Annotated in this window: 10 protein-coding genes; 3 read left to right on the top strand and 7 right to left on the bottom strand. The window is 66.8% G+C overall.

Translation table 11 applies throughout. The features are described 5' to 3' along the window. Positions 1-605 (bottom strand): helix-turn-helix domain-containing protein (locus tag ACFUEJ_RS03325; RefSeq protein ID WP_388027569.1); only part of this gene is annotated, 605 nt, incomplete at its 3' end. Between the two features lie 289 nt (positions 606-894). Next, entirely contained in the window at positions 895-1,518 is a 624-nt protein-coding gene (locus ACFUEJ_RS03330; RefSeq protein ID WP_159370356.1) for a hypothetical protein, read from the bottom strand. 637 nt (positions 1,519-2,155) lie between these two features. On the opposite strand from ACFUEJ_RS03330, the gene ACFUEJ_RS03335 reads away from it, so the two are divergent. The 3 genes from ACFUEJ_RS03335 (at position 2,156) to ACFUEJ_RS03345 (ending at position 6,856) form a co-directional block, all read left to right on the top strand. Beyond that, positions 2,156-3,919 carry an ABC transporter ATP-binding protein gene (locus ACFUEJ_RS03335; RefSeq protein ID WP_388027571.1) on the top strand — a complete coding sequence of 588 codons (1,764 nt, stop codon included), beginning with the start codon at positions 2,156-2,158 and terminating at the stop codon, positions 3,917-3,919. Then, the gene (locus ACFUEJ_RS03340; protein ID WP_388027574.1) at positions 3,912-5,813 is read left to right on the top strand and encodes an ABC transporter ATP-binding protein; all 1,902 of its coding nucleotides are present in this window, start codon (positions 3,912-3,914) and stop codon (positions 5,811-5,813) included. Before ACFUEJ_RS03335 ends, ACFUEJ_RS03340 begins: the two co-directional genes overlap by 8 nt. Before the next feature lie 89 nt (positions 5,814-5,902). Beyond that, a complete protein-coding gene (locus ACFUEJ_RS03345; RefSeq protein ID WP_388027762.1) occupies positions 5,903-6,856 on the top strand; it encodes an alpha/beta hydrolase in 954 nt (317 codons plus the stop codon). On the opposite strand, the gene ACFUEJ_RS03350 is transcribed toward ACFUEJ_RS03345, so the two are convergent. The 5 genes from ACFUEJ_RS03350 to ACFUEJ_RS03370 all read right to left on the bottom strand — a co-directional run bounded on the left by ACFUEJ_RS03350 (position 6,791) and on the right by ACFUEJ_RS03370 (position 13,283). Beyond that, positions 6,791-8,692: an ABC transporter ATP-binding protein gene (locus ACFUEJ_RS03350; RefSeq protein WP_388027576.1), complete on the bottom strand. Its 1,902-nt coding sequence runs from the start codon at positions 8,690-8,692 to the stop codon at positions 6,791-6,793. The two genes, ACFUEJ_RS03345 and ACFUEJ_RS03350, sit on opposite strands and share 66 nt — an antisense overlap. A 186-nt stretch (positions 8,693-8,878) precedes the next feature. Beyond that, positions 8,879-9,562, bottom strand: coding sequence for an MspA family porin (locus ACFUEJ_RS03355; protein WP_388027579.1), 684 nt, complete (start codon positions 9,560-9,562; stop codon positions 8,879-8,881). Positions 9,563-9,635: 73 nt separating this feature from the next. Continuing rightward, on the bottom strand, positions 9,636-10,313 hold the full coding sequence (locus ACFUEJ_RS03360; RefSeq protein WP_388027582.1) for an MspA family porin: 678 nt from the start codon (positions 10,311-10,313) through the stop codon (positions 9,636-9,638). A 704-nt stretch (positions 10,314-11,017) separates the two neighbouring features. After that, positions 11,018-11,686: a molybdenum cofactor biosynthesis protein B gene (locus ACFUEJ_RS03365; protein WP_058251498.1), complete on the bottom strand. Its 669-nt coding sequence runs from the start codon at positions 11,684-11,686 to the stop codon at positions 11,018-11,020. Between the two features lie 112 nt (positions 11,687-11,798). Then, entirely contained in the window at positions 11,799-13,283 is a 1,485-nt protein-coding gene (locus tag ACFUEJ_RS03370) for a S1C family serine protease (protein ID WP_388027585.1), read from the bottom strand. Positions 13,284-13,349 lie beyond the last annotated feature (66 nt).

Raw genomic sequence — 13,349 nt, forward strand, 5'->3', positions numbered from 1 at the left:
GTGGGGGTGGGTACGACGACGTTGGCGACGACTCCACCTTTGAGGCAACCCATCCGATCAGCGAGTACCTTGTTGGGCACTCCACCGATCTCTTCCAACGCCTCGGCGATGAATCCGAGTGTGGTGGTGGATGTTTCGTTGGTGGCGAACCGAACGAACCGCCACCGCGAGAACGCCAACACCGCGCAGAACATGTGCAGCCCGCCGATTACGGCCCAATCGATGACCAGGTAGTCACCCGGAGCCCACACCGCCGGGCGGCGGCCACGATGATGATCACGGCGCCACTGTGTTTTCTCCTGGGCGACGAGACGACGGAAGTTGCGGGCCGAGCCCTCATAGCCCGCGGCACGTGCTACCGGCAGCAGTCGCTTGGCGGTGATCCGGCCGTGTGACCGCTCGACTCGCTCAGCGACCAACTCGGCGACCGCATCGTAGTTGCGGGCCCGTTCCTTGCGATCGGGTGGTTGATCGTCGGCTTCGAACCGGTCGACCACACGCTTGACGGTCTTGTGGGTGGTGCCGCACACCTCGGCTGCGGCGCGATAGCTTCCGAGTTCTCGGTAAGCAGAAATGATGTCCATACGGTCCTTCGCAGACTTCAATGGAACTCCCAGGCGGTGATGGTGATCGGTTGGCACCTTCACCGTCATCGCCTGGGCCCTCAGTTCCGGGTCGACACGACGAACACAGGGTGGGGACTTTTATCTGGCCACCAGCGGGGACCTCGACCTGGCCACCAGTGGGGACTTTCTCATGGCCATGGACACTCGCTTCGCTCACACCTCAGGGAGCATGGGGAGGGCGCTTCGCTCACACCTCAGGGAGCATGGGGAGGGCGCTTCGCTCACACCTCAGGGAGCATGGGGAGGGCACCTCAGGGGCAGTGCCAGTTCACGCCGGCGGATCGACGCGCTGCACCCAGACGGTCGGCCCGTCGGTCAGGGTGAACTGAGCCCGGACCTGCGCGTCCCACCGGCGCGCGTAGAGGGCCGACAGCTGTTCGTCACTCGTGCTGCACGTGACCGGCAGGCCTTCGCGACGGCCGCGCTCGATGACCGGGTCGACCAGCCCGGCGAGGGTCCCGCCTCGCCGATGATCCGGATGGACGAGCGCGAAGATCACCCGGATCGGATTCTCCGCGACCTGCGCTTCCTCCGATTTCCGCTGCAACTCGGTGAAGCGGTGGATGAAGCCGTCTATGACCTGCACCTGATGCTTGGTGCGCGCCTTCATGTCCTCGTCGATCCGCCCGGCCTCGTCACCGGGGGCCGAGACCGCGATCAGCGCAATGAGGTCACCCCACTCGTCGAAGACTCCGTGTAGGCCTCGCAGGTACTCGACGAACAAGATTTCTCCGTACCAGCGGTACGCCTCGACTGGCGAGTCCCGCCCGATCAGCCATCGGTACACCGGGACCTCGCGCAGGCCGTGTTCGAGCAGATCGAGGGCGGCATCTTGATCCGATTCGACCAAATGTCGGGTCGTCGTGCCGCCCACTTGTACGCGATGCGTCATCGGTTCATATCAGCACATCGATTGCCTGTACGCGCCACCGGTCAGCAACAACCCCGGTCTTGGCATTCGGAAAGCTGAACCATACGGGGTTGCGAGAACTCTTCTAGTATTTGTCCCCTCACCATCACGACGATGACCGAGAGATGACCGAACGCCGAACTCTTGCGGTCAACCCTATTTATCGACCCCGCACGAAATGCTAGCCCTCCTGTAATCGAATAACGTACTGTCTGCGACGTGCTCGCCAATCGAAGTGCGTGCGAGCACGTATGCACCACCACCGACGAAGGAGATCTCATGGCAGAAGTGATTCAGGGCGCAATTTCCGACGCTATCGTCGAACTCGTCACCGGCTCGATCGAATCGGGTTCTGAAGACGCACCCGCCTGAACGACCCGAATACTGAGCCGCTCCGTGGTCAACTGCGGAGCGGCTTTCTTCGTCTCTGGAGCTCCTCGAATTGATCGCTGAACACTCCATTTAACAATCGTTTGAGACACATTGTTGATCAGCATTCCTGGTAAGAGCTTGCCACATGGATCAATTGCATAGACTGCGCTGGAACCGGCGTGAGCGGCTTCCGTCACCGAGCAAACCACCGCGCCAGCGTCACGACGACCCGGAGTAGCCTCACCAGATGCCCGTCACCCGCTCGATGAGCAAGGATGAGGTACGCGCGTTGCTCGCGCTCCTGTTCGACGCGCTCCGGACAACCCGTTGGGCCTGCGCCGGTTTCGTCGTCTTCCAGCTCGCGTCGGTGTTCACCACGCTCGCCCAGCCCGCTCTCAACGCCGCGATCATCGACGACGGAATCCTGCGCGGTGACGTGGCGACCATCAAGCGCGTCGGGGTGCTCATGGTCGTGGTGGCCGTGGTCAACCTGGTGGTGTCGATCGGTGCCACATTCCTGGCCTCCCATATCTCGGCGAGCGCGGCTCGCGACCTCCGCACGCGTGTGCACGGTCGGATCAGCGCCTTCAGCGATCCGCAGGTCCACTCCATCGGCCTCTCGAGCCTGCTGACGCGCTCCACCGGAGATGTGGGCCAGATCCAGGGATTCCTCTTCATCAGCCTGACCGTCGTGGTGACCGCGCCGTTGATGCTGTTCGGCGCGCTGGTGTTGTCGCTGGCGCAGGGCTGGCGGATGGCGCCCGTGCTGGTGGTCGCCGGGGCGGTGCTGGTCGTCCTCGTCGCCGTCCTCGTCCGGCGTCTGGTGCCGTGGGCTGCGCAGTTGCAGCGTCGCCTCGACGTCGTGAACCGGGTGCTGCGCGAGCAGCTGCGTGGGATCGCGATCATCCGCACCTTTCGGCGAGAGGACCGGGAACGCGCCCGGTTCGCGGTGGAGAACGACGAACTCACCCACGTGGCCCTGCGCCTCGGCCGACTGCAGGTCCTGATGCTGCCGTTGGTCACCGTGGTCTCGAACCTCGCCGTGGTCGCGGTGACCGCGCTGGGTGCGATCTTCGTCGACCGCGGTGAGATGCAGATCGGCCAGATCACCGCGACGGTCGGCTATCTCGCCCAGATCCTGCTGGCGGTGTCGCTGCTGACCATGATCGCCGGGGTCATCCCGCGTGCGGTGACCAGCGCCGGACGAATCACCGAGGTACTCGACACGGAGCCGCTCGACCCCGGCGACCCCGGTGACGGCCGGGCGCCCTCACCGCCCGCGATCGTCTTCGACGCGGTGTCTGTCGCCTATCCGGGCGCCGAGTCCCCCACCGTCGACCAGGTCTCCCTGTTCTGCGCACCCGGCACGGTGACCGGCGTCCTCGGCGGAACCGGAAGCGGCAAGTCGACGCTGCTGTCCCTACCCCTGCGGTTCGCCGACCCCACGTCGGGCGTGCTCCGATGGGATGCCGCCGACGTGACCGCCCTGGCGCCCGCCTGGGTTCGCGCACGCAGCGCCTTCGTGGGTCAGGGTGCGGAGCTCATCACCGGGACGGTCGCCGACAATCTCCGGATCGCCCGACCGACCGCCACCGACGACGAGCTGTGGGACGCCCTGGAGGTCGCCGCCGCGGCCGACTTCGTCTCGGCTCGACCCGGCGCTCTCGACGCCACGGTGGCGCAGGAGGGACGCAACTTCTCCGGTGGTCAGCGCCAACGGCTCGCACTCGCGCGTGCCGTGCTCCGCCGGCCCGCGCTGTACGTCCTCGACGACCCGTTCAGCGCTCTCGACGTCGACACCGAGGCCCAGATCATCGGACGGTTGCGCCGGACCGATCCGGATGCGACGGTCCTGATCGCCGCGCAGCGTGTGTCGTCGGTCCAGCATGCGGACCTCATCGCGGTGCTCGACGCGGGACGGATCGTCGGCCTCGGAACAGATTCGGAGTTGCGGTCACGCAGCGACATCTATCGGGAGATCGCCTACGCGCAGTCGGTGACCAATGCTTGACCAGAGATCGCAGGCGCCGGCGGTCGGGCCGAGGGGGAAGCAGGCGTCGGCAGACCGACCGACGGCTCGACGGCGCGATAAATCGCTGCGCTGGATCGTCCGGCAACTCGACCTGAGCAGAGGACGTGGGGCGTCCATCTCCCTCTTCGCGATCCTCGCCGCGGTCGGCGGCGTCGTAGCGCCGATCCTGTTCGGTGCGGTCACCAACGTGATCGTCGACGGCACGGTCGGCGACGCGACGATGAACTGGGGACTGCTCTGGACGCTGCTGGCGATCCAGGTCGGGGTGTTCGTGGCGGCCGCGGTCTGCAACCTCGCCCAGGGCCGGTTGCTGACTGTCGCCGTGCAGCGGTCGGTGGCCGGGTTGCGCGCACGCATCGAGGACAAGATCCACCGTCTTCCGTGGCGCTACTTCGAAAACACCACACGTGGTGTGTTGGTGAGCAAGCTGACCGCCCACACCGACAACGCCGCGACGGTGATCGCACCGGTGCTGGTGACCGTTCCGACGAATGCCTTGACGCTTCTCGTCGTCACCGCCGTGCTGTTCGTCATCTCCCCGATGCTGGCTTGTGTCGCCCTGGTCGCGGCACCCGTGTCGGCGCTGGCCGCGGTCCTGCTCGCCCGCCGGGCACGACCGCACCTCGAGTCCCGCTGGACGACCACGGCCGCGCTCACGGGGCACATCGAAGAGGAACTCAGCGCGCGCCGGATGTTGCAGGCGTACAACGCCGAACCGACCGCCGCGCGCCGCTTCGACGACCTCAACGACAAACTCTTCTCGTCGGTCCGCTCTGCCCAGTGGATCGGCGGTTCCCTGCCCTCGGTCCTCACCGCGGTCAACGCCCTGGTGTTCCTGATCCTGGCGGTCCTCGGCGGGATCATGGTGGTCGACGGGCACCTCAGTCTCGGGGCGGCTCAGGTTGTGGTGGTGTTCGCACAGCAGCTGACGAGCGCGGTTCGCGAACTCGCCGGGTTCGTCACCAAGGTGCAGTCCGGCACCGTGTCGGCGAGCAAGGTCCGCGAGGTGCTCGAAGCTCCCGAGGACGGCGGCGCCGACACCGACCGACCGGTGCCGGTCTCGTCCGGCCGGCACCAGCTCCCGCCCGAGATCGTCTTCGACGACGTGGGCTTCGCCTACGAGGAGGACAACCCCGTTCTCGACTCGGTGAGCTTCCGGATGGCGCCCGGCACGACCACCGCCGTGGTGGGGACCACCGGGTCGGGCAAGACCACGCTGACCAATCTCCTGCAGGCGTTCTACGCACCCAGCCGGGGCTCGATCACCATCGACGGCGTCGATCTCGTCGAACTCGGACCGCACCGGGCACGGGCGGACATGGCCGTCGTCACCCAGGAACCGTGGCTGTTCACCGGGACAGTCCGCGAGAACATCGCCTTCGGCATCGAGGACGGCCGTGCGGTCGATGCGGCTCTCACGGACAGCCACGTCGCGCAGATCGTCGCAGCGCTCCCCGATGGCATCGACACCGTGATCGGCCAGGAATCCGAGAACCTCAGCGCCGGCGAGAAACAGCTGGTCACCGTCGCGCGCGCGATTGCCGCGTCGCCCGGGATCCTCATTCTCGACGAGGCGACGAGCGCCGCCGACCCCCGCACGGAGTTGCTCGTTCAACGTGCCCTGCACCGTCTGCGTGCGGGGACCACCACCCTGCTGATCACCCACCGCATGGCGACCGCGGCGTTGGCCGACCAGATCGTCGTCCTCGACGATAGGGTGATTGCCGAAGCAGGGACCCACCATGAGCTGCTCGCCGCGGGCGGGATCTACGCCCGACGGTGCGGACTGGCGCCGGCAGACGCCGCGGCCGGCGACGACGAGAGCGTGAGCGGCAGCAGTCCCAGCGGTCCGGACGCGAGGTCGGACCCGTGACAGATGACAGGAGCCAGCGCGAGTCGGATCATCGGCTCGTCGTCTCCCGATCAGGAGGAAACGTGTACAGAGGTTTGCGCAAGCTCGGGATGGCAGCGGCGGTCGCGCTCAGCATCTCGCTCGTCGCTCCGATGACCGGCGGGGCGAGCGCCGCACCACGACTCGTCGACGCCGGATCGCCCGGGCGCGTGACCGACATCGTCGTGCATTCCGACGCGATGAACCGTGATGTACCGCTGACCGTGATCAAGCCGGCCGACGAGTCCAAGCCGCGCGGGGTGCTCTACCTCCTCAACGGTGCCGGCGGCGGCGAGGATCGCGCCAACTGGTTGGAGAAGACCGACATCGTCGAGTTCACGCGCAACAAGAACCTGTACGTGGTCATCCCGAACGCCGGCCAGTACAGCTACTACACCGACTGGCAGAAGCCCGATCCGGTTCTCGGCGTGCACAAGTGGTCGACCTTCCTGGGCAAGGAGCTCCCCGCGGTCGTCGATGCCACCTACAACACCTCAGGGCGCAACGCCATCGGCGGGATCTCCTCGTCGGCGACGTCGGTGCTGAATCTCGCCATCGAGCATCCCGATCTCTACCAGGCCGTCGGCTCCTACAGCGGATGTCCGACGACGTCCGACCCGTTCGGTCAGGAATACATCCGACTCGTCGTGGAGATCCGCGGGGACGGCGACGCCACCAACATGTGGGGTCCGTACGGCGGCTCCGGCTGGCGCGCCCACGATCCCGTGGTCAACGCCGCCAAGCTGCGTGGCCAGAAGCTCTACATCTCGAACGCCGGCGGTCTGCCCGGGCAGTACGACAATCCTCGCTACGTGAAGGACCTGGACACCCTGGCCGACCAGATCGTCGTGGGCGGAGTCATCGAGGGCGCCACCCTGGGCTGCACCGTCCAGCTCCTGAATCGTCTCGGGCAGTTGAACATCCCGGCGACGGTGGACCTCCCGCCGGCGGGAACCCATTCATGGCTGTACTGGCAGGACCAGTTGCACCGTTCGTGGTCGTTCTACGAGCGCGCCCTCGCCTGACCGCGGCGCCACCGGAGCCGCATCGGCAAACCGTCCGTCGCGCAACTCGACTGTCCGGTCGGCGAGGTCGAGCACACGCGGATCATGGGTGATGAGGATAGTGGTCCGCAGTGACGCGACACTGGCGAGTGGTTCGAGGATCCCGCTGACGGTCTCGTCGTCGAGGCCCGTGGTCGGTTCGTCGAGGACGAGTACCGGGCGGTTCCGAAGGATAGTGCGCGCCAGCGCAATTCGCTGCTGCTGACCACCGGACAGGTTCTCCCCACGTTCGACGACCTCGGCGTCGAGGCCGCCGTTCATCCGCGAGATGAATTCGGCGGCCCCTGCGGCCCGCGCGGCAGCTGCGATGTCCGCTCTGGTCGCCGTGGTGCAGCCGAAGCGGATGTTGTCCGCGATCGTGCCGCGCATCAACGCCGGCCGCTGATGCAGCACCGACAGGTGCTCTCTCAGATCGCTCACGTCGAGGTGGCGAATGTCGGTGCCGTTCAGTCGGATCGACCCCGCGTCGGGGTCGTACAGACGAAGCAGCAGACGGGTCAGGGTGCTCTTGCCGGCACCACTGGGTCCCGTGACCGCGACTGTCTCGCCCGCACGGATCTCCAGGTGGGCGTCCTCGAGGACTCGGGACCCGTTGTCCGGGTACGCGAAGGACACCCCGGTCAACGACAGACTCACCGATGCGGGCGCGACCGGACGACGGGCCGGAATCGGGTCGATGGCCGCTGGTTCGGACGCAATCGATTCGGGCGCAATCGATTCGGGCGCAATCGGTTCGGCGACACCCGCAGGCGCGTCGAGGACCTCGGCCACCCGTTCGGCGCTCGCGGTCGCGGACGTGACCTCGACGAGCAGACCGCCGAGTGCCTGGATCTGCGGGTAGAGGTACCCGAGATATCCGGTCAGGGCGATGAGCGTGCCCAGTTGCGCATCACCGCCGGCGATGAGCCACGCCCCGAACGCGATGACGACGATCATGCAGAGCACTTCGACGACCGTGACCGCCTCGGCGAACGCCGCCCCGGCGCGGGACTCCGACATCCGGGCCTCCCGCCATCGGCGGTTCTGCTCCAGGACCCGGGCTCGGTGGTGCGAGGTCTGGTTGTCGGCCTGCAACGCCACCATGTTGCCGATCCCCTCGGCGACCAGTGAACTGATTCGGCCGGCAGCCTGCCGCTCGCGACGCGACGCATGTTTGACCACGGCGCCGAATCGGCGGGCCGTCGCCCAGAGCAGCGGCGCGAGAACGGCGGCGACGAGGGCCAACTGCCAGTTGGTCGCGAAGGCGGCGGCACCGTAGACGAGGAGGCTCACGGTGGCGACGACGCCGGAGACCACACCCGACGACACGAGACTGTCGACCGCCTCGACGTCGGCGGTGGTGCGCGACACCAGGTCTCCGTCACCGAACCGGTCCCGCGTGTGCGGCGCGAGTCGCTGGATGTGCGCGTACAGCTGACCCCGGAGACGCAGCAGTACCGTCTCGGTCACGCCTGCGGTCAGGATCCCGCCCGCATACGACGACACGGCGCCGAGAAGGGAGACACCCACCCAGATCATCATCGGGGTGGACAGCGCGCTCAGATCGCCGGTCACCAGCACGTCGTCGACGATGTGCGCGAACAGCGCGACGGTGACCACCGTGGTGCCGACCTGCACGAGATGGCAGATGACGGCGAGCGCGAGACGCCACCTCAGACCGGCGACCAAGGGCGCGAAACGGCGGATGGTCATCGACACGGTGAGAGTCGCCGGACGGGACTCCGGCGTCGGGACGCGTGGCCCCACGTCGCTCGCGCTCGGATCGTCAACCGGTCGCAGTTCGGTGGCGGTGGACATGTCGATGGCTCCTCACCGGCGGGATGAGCACCGCCGGCACCGAGACTACGACCGAGGACCGATGAGTTTCACTGCCAGACAGCCGAATACAGCAGACTCACAGCGACACCGAACCGACCTCACAAGAACGACCGCGGGGCGGGAACCCAGTCGGATTCCCGCCCCGCGGCGTAGTAAAAGAGGCGATCAGCCAAGGCTGAACGGCTTGCCATACAGGGTCACGATGCCTTTGACCGCATCTGTCTCGACTGTGACAGTCACCTTAGCCTTGGCCTCGGCGAAGCCAGCGCAGCGATCGATGGTGAACTGCTCCTGGCTGTAAGCCACGCCACCCGAGCTGCCGCCGAAAGTATAGGAGTTGACGGCATCATCGTCGTCGTTCTCCTCCTGAATGATCGGCACGTACGTCACCTGTCCGGGGCCGATTTCGAATCCGGCACCCACACCGGGGGTACCGTAACCGTCGTCGCTGTCCCACCCAAGCGTGCCGCCAGCAGGATCATCGATCGTCCCGCTGTAACCGATTCCGCCTCCGGCCTGACCCTCTGCACCGATGTGCACCTGGCAACCCACGATGTAGCCGGCCTCGATCTCGCCGCCTTCGGCCTTGCCGCCAACAGTTACCTTGACCTTGCCCGACGCCCAGACCTCACGGTTGGTTGGCACGTTGATCAGGGGCTTCGTCACGGTCACGGATTCATCGAACAGCTGGACCGTGATCGGGGTGCCGTCGACGAGGTTCTTGGTGATCTTGCCACCGGGCAGCGGACCAGCGGTAGCTCCGCCGGCGCCGAGGCTGGTGAGGCCCATCGCCACGACACCGGTGAGCCCGGCAGCCGCAACCACGCGGCGCGTGATGTTCTTGTTCATGATTCCCCTTCGTGGAAAGTAGTTCTGCTTCGCGAGCAGGTAGATCTCAGAGATGCTTGTAATCTGCTGTCGCTCAGCTCACAAAGAAGGGCTGGCCGTACAGGGTGGACTTGAGGAGGGTGCCTTCACCTTCGACGGTGGAGCCATCATCCTCGATGTTGTAACCCTTGGCGGCAATCGTCTGGGTAACACTGCGGGCCGAAGCATAACCACCACAATTGGGGAAATTGATCTCGAAGTCCTGGAGCTGAATCGAGGCCACGCCGCCTTCGGAGATATCCTTGTCACCAACCTCGACCACTGCAGCTTCGCCCAGCGTAATCGGGATCGAAACGCCTCCATTGAGTCCGAAGGTGGGGGACGCCGGCATCAGCGGGGAGCCTCCGAGCGAGAGTCCGCCGCCACCTCCGAGTTGGAGACTACTGACATCGAGTTGGCAGCCTGCGATGACGTAGACCTTCAGCGATCCCGCGACCTCCGCAGTCGCCTTCGAGGTGTACACACCTGACAGCACCGCTGTACGCCCAAGGCCACCGTTGTAGGCAACACGCTTGACCGAGTACTGCGACTCCTGCGTACGCCAGGTCTGAACCTTCTCACCATCGATGCCCGAGGCCACCTTGTAGCCGTTGGCCAGCGGAGCTGCCGCCGCTTCGCCGACGCCCATGCCGGCCAGGCCCACGACCGCGGCCGAGGCGATCGCGACCGCGCCCGCGGCGCGGCGCAGCCCAAGCTTGCTGAACTTGCTCATTCGTTCCCTCTCACAGGATTCGGCTGTTACCCCGCGGAATGCACTCACACCCGCAAGTCATGACCCACGACGTTCGATGGGCTTCCACACAGTTACCACCAAGCCAGCTCTTACGCATGCCTTAGCTGTCGTTGAGAATCCATCGAATTCCTGGTCACTGCTGCGTTGTCACTCGCGACAGATCGCAGGACTCCCCCCGGTCCCCGACTCTGGGGACCGCGCGTCGTCGAGCCGAACGTTATCGGAGCGGTCTCAACTCGGGCAACAGGAGGACTCGGCCGTGTCACGAAGAGGGCACGCACCAGCGTGAATCTCGGATTCGCCAACGATAGAACGGCGAAAGTTAACGACAGGAAAACACGCTGATGTGACTACGTACGTAAAGAGCGAAATCACCCGTGATGCGGCGGCCGCTGCGCCTCGTACCAATCCTTAGAGCACCCTGTGTGATGTTCGTCACTCTCGTCTGAAGTCAGTTCAGGAAGGGTGTTTCCGAACACCGCGTCGAGACGACGACGCCGCGCAGCTCGCTGCTGCGCGGCGTCATCATCGCTGTTCATCGGCAATTTCCGGGGTTCTGAAGACTCTGTTCCCACCGGTCGGATATCCCATCGAAAGTGGCCCGTCACCCTGTTAACCAGGAGTTTTCTTTGTATTGCTGAACAGATTTCGGGGCCGCTCGGAGGCCCTGCCGAGCGACCGGCTCAGAACTCGCTGATCGACTCGATGACGTACTTGGCGAGGGGTGCGGCAGTCGCCATGCCGTCGCGCACCGCAGCCCGCGAGTTGGCCAGGTTCACCACGAGTGTCTGTCCGGAGATTCCAGCCAGCCCGCGCGAAAGTCCGCCGTCGGTGGCTCCCGCCGCCAGACCGGAGCTGCGGACGGCCTCTTCTATACCCCGCAGACGCCGGTCCAGAAGGGGTTCGGTGGCCTCGGGCGTCACATCCCGGGCGCCGACGCCGACGCCGCCCACCGAGACCACGAGGTCCACTCCGCCGATCACCGCGGTGTTGAGCGCATTGCGGATCTCCACCTCGTCCCCGGAGACGACCACGGCGGCGTCGACGTGGAACCCCGCCTCGGCCAGCAATTCGCTCACGAGCGGCCCGAGCAGACGCTGGTCCTCACCGTGGGCCGCCTCGTCGTCGACGACGACGACCAGCGCACGACCGATCTCTTCGCCCTGCGGGCGGTGAGCGGCCTGTTCGTGGCGCGCGACGAACTCCCGTGCCGCGGCGTCGGCCGCGACCACGTCGGCGGGGTCGACCGGACCCGGCCCGCCCGCCAGGCGGACGTCCAATGAGTTCTCGTCGAGATCGGTCTCGGCGGAGACAGCGGTGGTACCCGGGTTGCGCGGAGCAGCGTCGGACATGACAGGCCCTTTCTCGATGGGTGGGACCGTCGAAACGGTCGTTCGTGCTGCGCTGTGCCGGCGCCCGCGGTGGGCGCCGGAACAGCCTCCTCGATGCAGTTGTGGTGGGCGGTCAGCCGGCCTCGAGCGTGCCGAGCTTCACCTGGGCGGTCTTGGTGGCGCCGTTGTCCAGGTACGTCACGGTGACCGTGTCGCCCGGGGCGTGCGATCGGACCGCGGCGACGAGGGCGTCTCCGGAGGCGATGACGCGGTCGTCGACCTTCGTGATGACCGCGTCCTCGGGGATGCCCGCGTTCGCGGCCGGACCGCCGGGCGTCACCGCGGTGACGACGGCTCCGGGTGCGTCGGACGCGCCGCTCGGCCGTACCGACACACCGATGTTGGCGTGGCTGGCCTTGCCGGTGGCCTCGAGTTCCCGGGCCACCCGGATCGCCTGGTCGATCGGGATCGCGAACCCGAGTCCGATGCTGCCACCGGCCTGTTGCTCACCCCCACCGAGGGTGGCGATCGCGGTGTTGATCCCGATCAGCGCGCCCCGGGCGTTCACCAGGGCACCGCCGGAGTTGCCCGGGTTGATCGCCGCGTCCGTCTGGATGGCGTCGATGACCGAGGTGGTGTTGGTCCCCGGGTCACGCGAGGTCAGCACGGGACGGTTGAGCGCGCTGATGATGCCGGTGGTGACGGTGCCCGCGAGTCCCAGCGGTGAACCGATCGCGATCACGTCCTGCCCGACGGCCAGGTTGTTCGAGTTGCCCACGGTGATCGGTGTGACGTCGTCGCGGTCGACCTTGATGACCGCGATGTCGGAGATCGGGTCGGCGCCCAGGACACGGGCCTCGGCCCGCGAACCGTCGGCGAAGTTGACCGCAACCCTCGACGCCGGGCCGTTGCCGCCGGCGCTGACGACGTGGTTGTTCGTCATGATGACGCCGTCCTCGCTGAGGACGACGCCCGAGCCGGAACCCATCGCCCCGCCGGACGCGACCTCGATGGAGACCACCGACGGGGTGACCCGGGCCGCGACCTCCTGCACGGAACCGGCCGGCGCGGCGACCGGCGTCGTGTTGTCGTTGCCGGGATCGCCGCCCAGCGGACCGTTGCTGGAACTGGAACCACCGTCGGACTCGGCGAGGTTGTATCCGGCCACGCCACCCACACCGCCCGCGACCAACGCCAGGACGAGTCCGGCCACCCCCAGCGCCACGAGGCGTCCGCCACTCTTCTTCTTGGCGGGTGCGGCCGAGGGGCCGTCCGGGCCCTGGTTCCCGAAGCCGGGCTGGGAGCCGAACGGCGGCTGTCCCGACTGTCCGTACGAGGGACCCGGACCGAAGTTGCCCTGGGGCGGGAACGGACTCGTCCCGGGCCTGCCGTACGACGATGTCGGCGCGTTGGTACCCGGGTAGCCCTGGCCGCCCGGTGCGGGGAAGGAGCCCGACGGCGGACCGAACGGCCCGCCCTGTCCCGACGCCTCGTTGCCGGACGCCGCGCGGTGGCCCCCGCCCGGCTGGCCCCCACCGTGTTGACCACCACCGTGTTGACCACCGCCGTGCTGACCGCCCCCGTAGGAGCCGTCACCGTGCGAACCGCCAGTCGTCATCTTCGTCTCTTCCTCGTCGGCCCGGCCATGCGCCGGTGCTTTTTGTCAGTGGCCGGGCCGGGACCG

Origin of the sequence: Gordonia sp. NPDC057258, assembly GCF_042668985.1 — a bacterium.
Taxonomy (GTDB): domain Bacteria; phylum Actinomycetota; class Actinomycetes; order Mycobacteriales; family Mycobacteriaceae; genus Gordonia; species Gordonia hongkongensis.

What these genes read in the sequence shown, in the direction of transcription:
- ACFUEJ_RS03335 (WP_388027571.1), top strand. Translation starts at nt 2,156, where the DNA reads ATGCCCGTCACCCGCTCGATGAGCAAGGATGAGGTACGCGCGTTGCTC.
- ACFUEJ_RS03340 (WP_388027574.1), top strand. Translation starts at nt 3,912, where the DNA reads ATGCTTGACCAGAGATCGCAGGCGCCGGCGGTCGGGCCGAGGGGGAAG.
- ACFUEJ_RS03365 (WP_058251498.1), bottom strand. Translation starts at nt 11,686, where the DNA reads ATGTCCGACGCTGCTCCGCGCAACCCGGGTACCACCGCTGTCTCCGCC.
- ACFUEJ_RS03330 (WP_159370356.1), bottom strand. Translation starts at nt 1,518, where the DNA reads ATGACGCATCGCGTACAAGTGGGCGGCACGACGACCCGACATTTGGTC.
- ACFUEJ_RS03360 (WP_388027582.1), bottom strand. Translation starts at nt 10,313, where the DNA reads ATGAGCAAGTTCAGCAAGCTTGGGCTGCGCCGCGCCGCGGGCGCGGTC.
- ACFUEJ_RS03370 (WP_388027585.1), bottom strand. Translation starts at nt 13,283, where the DNA reads ATGACGACTGGCGGTTCGCACGGTGACGGCTCCTACGGGGGCGGTCAG.
- ACFUEJ_RS03355 (WP_388027579.1), bottom strand. Translation starts at nt 9,562, where the DNA reads ATGAACAAGAACATCACGCGCCGCGTGGTTGCGGCTGCCGGGCTCACC.
- ACFUEJ_RS03345 (WP_388027762.1), top strand. Translation starts at nt 5,903, where the DNA reads ATGGCAGCGGCGGTCGCGCTCAGCATCTCGCTCGTCGCTCCGATGACC.
- ACFUEJ_RS03350 (WP_388027576.1), bottom strand. Translation starts at nt 8,692, where the DNA reads ATGTCCACCGCCACCGAACTGCGACCGGTTGACGATCCGAGCGCGAGC.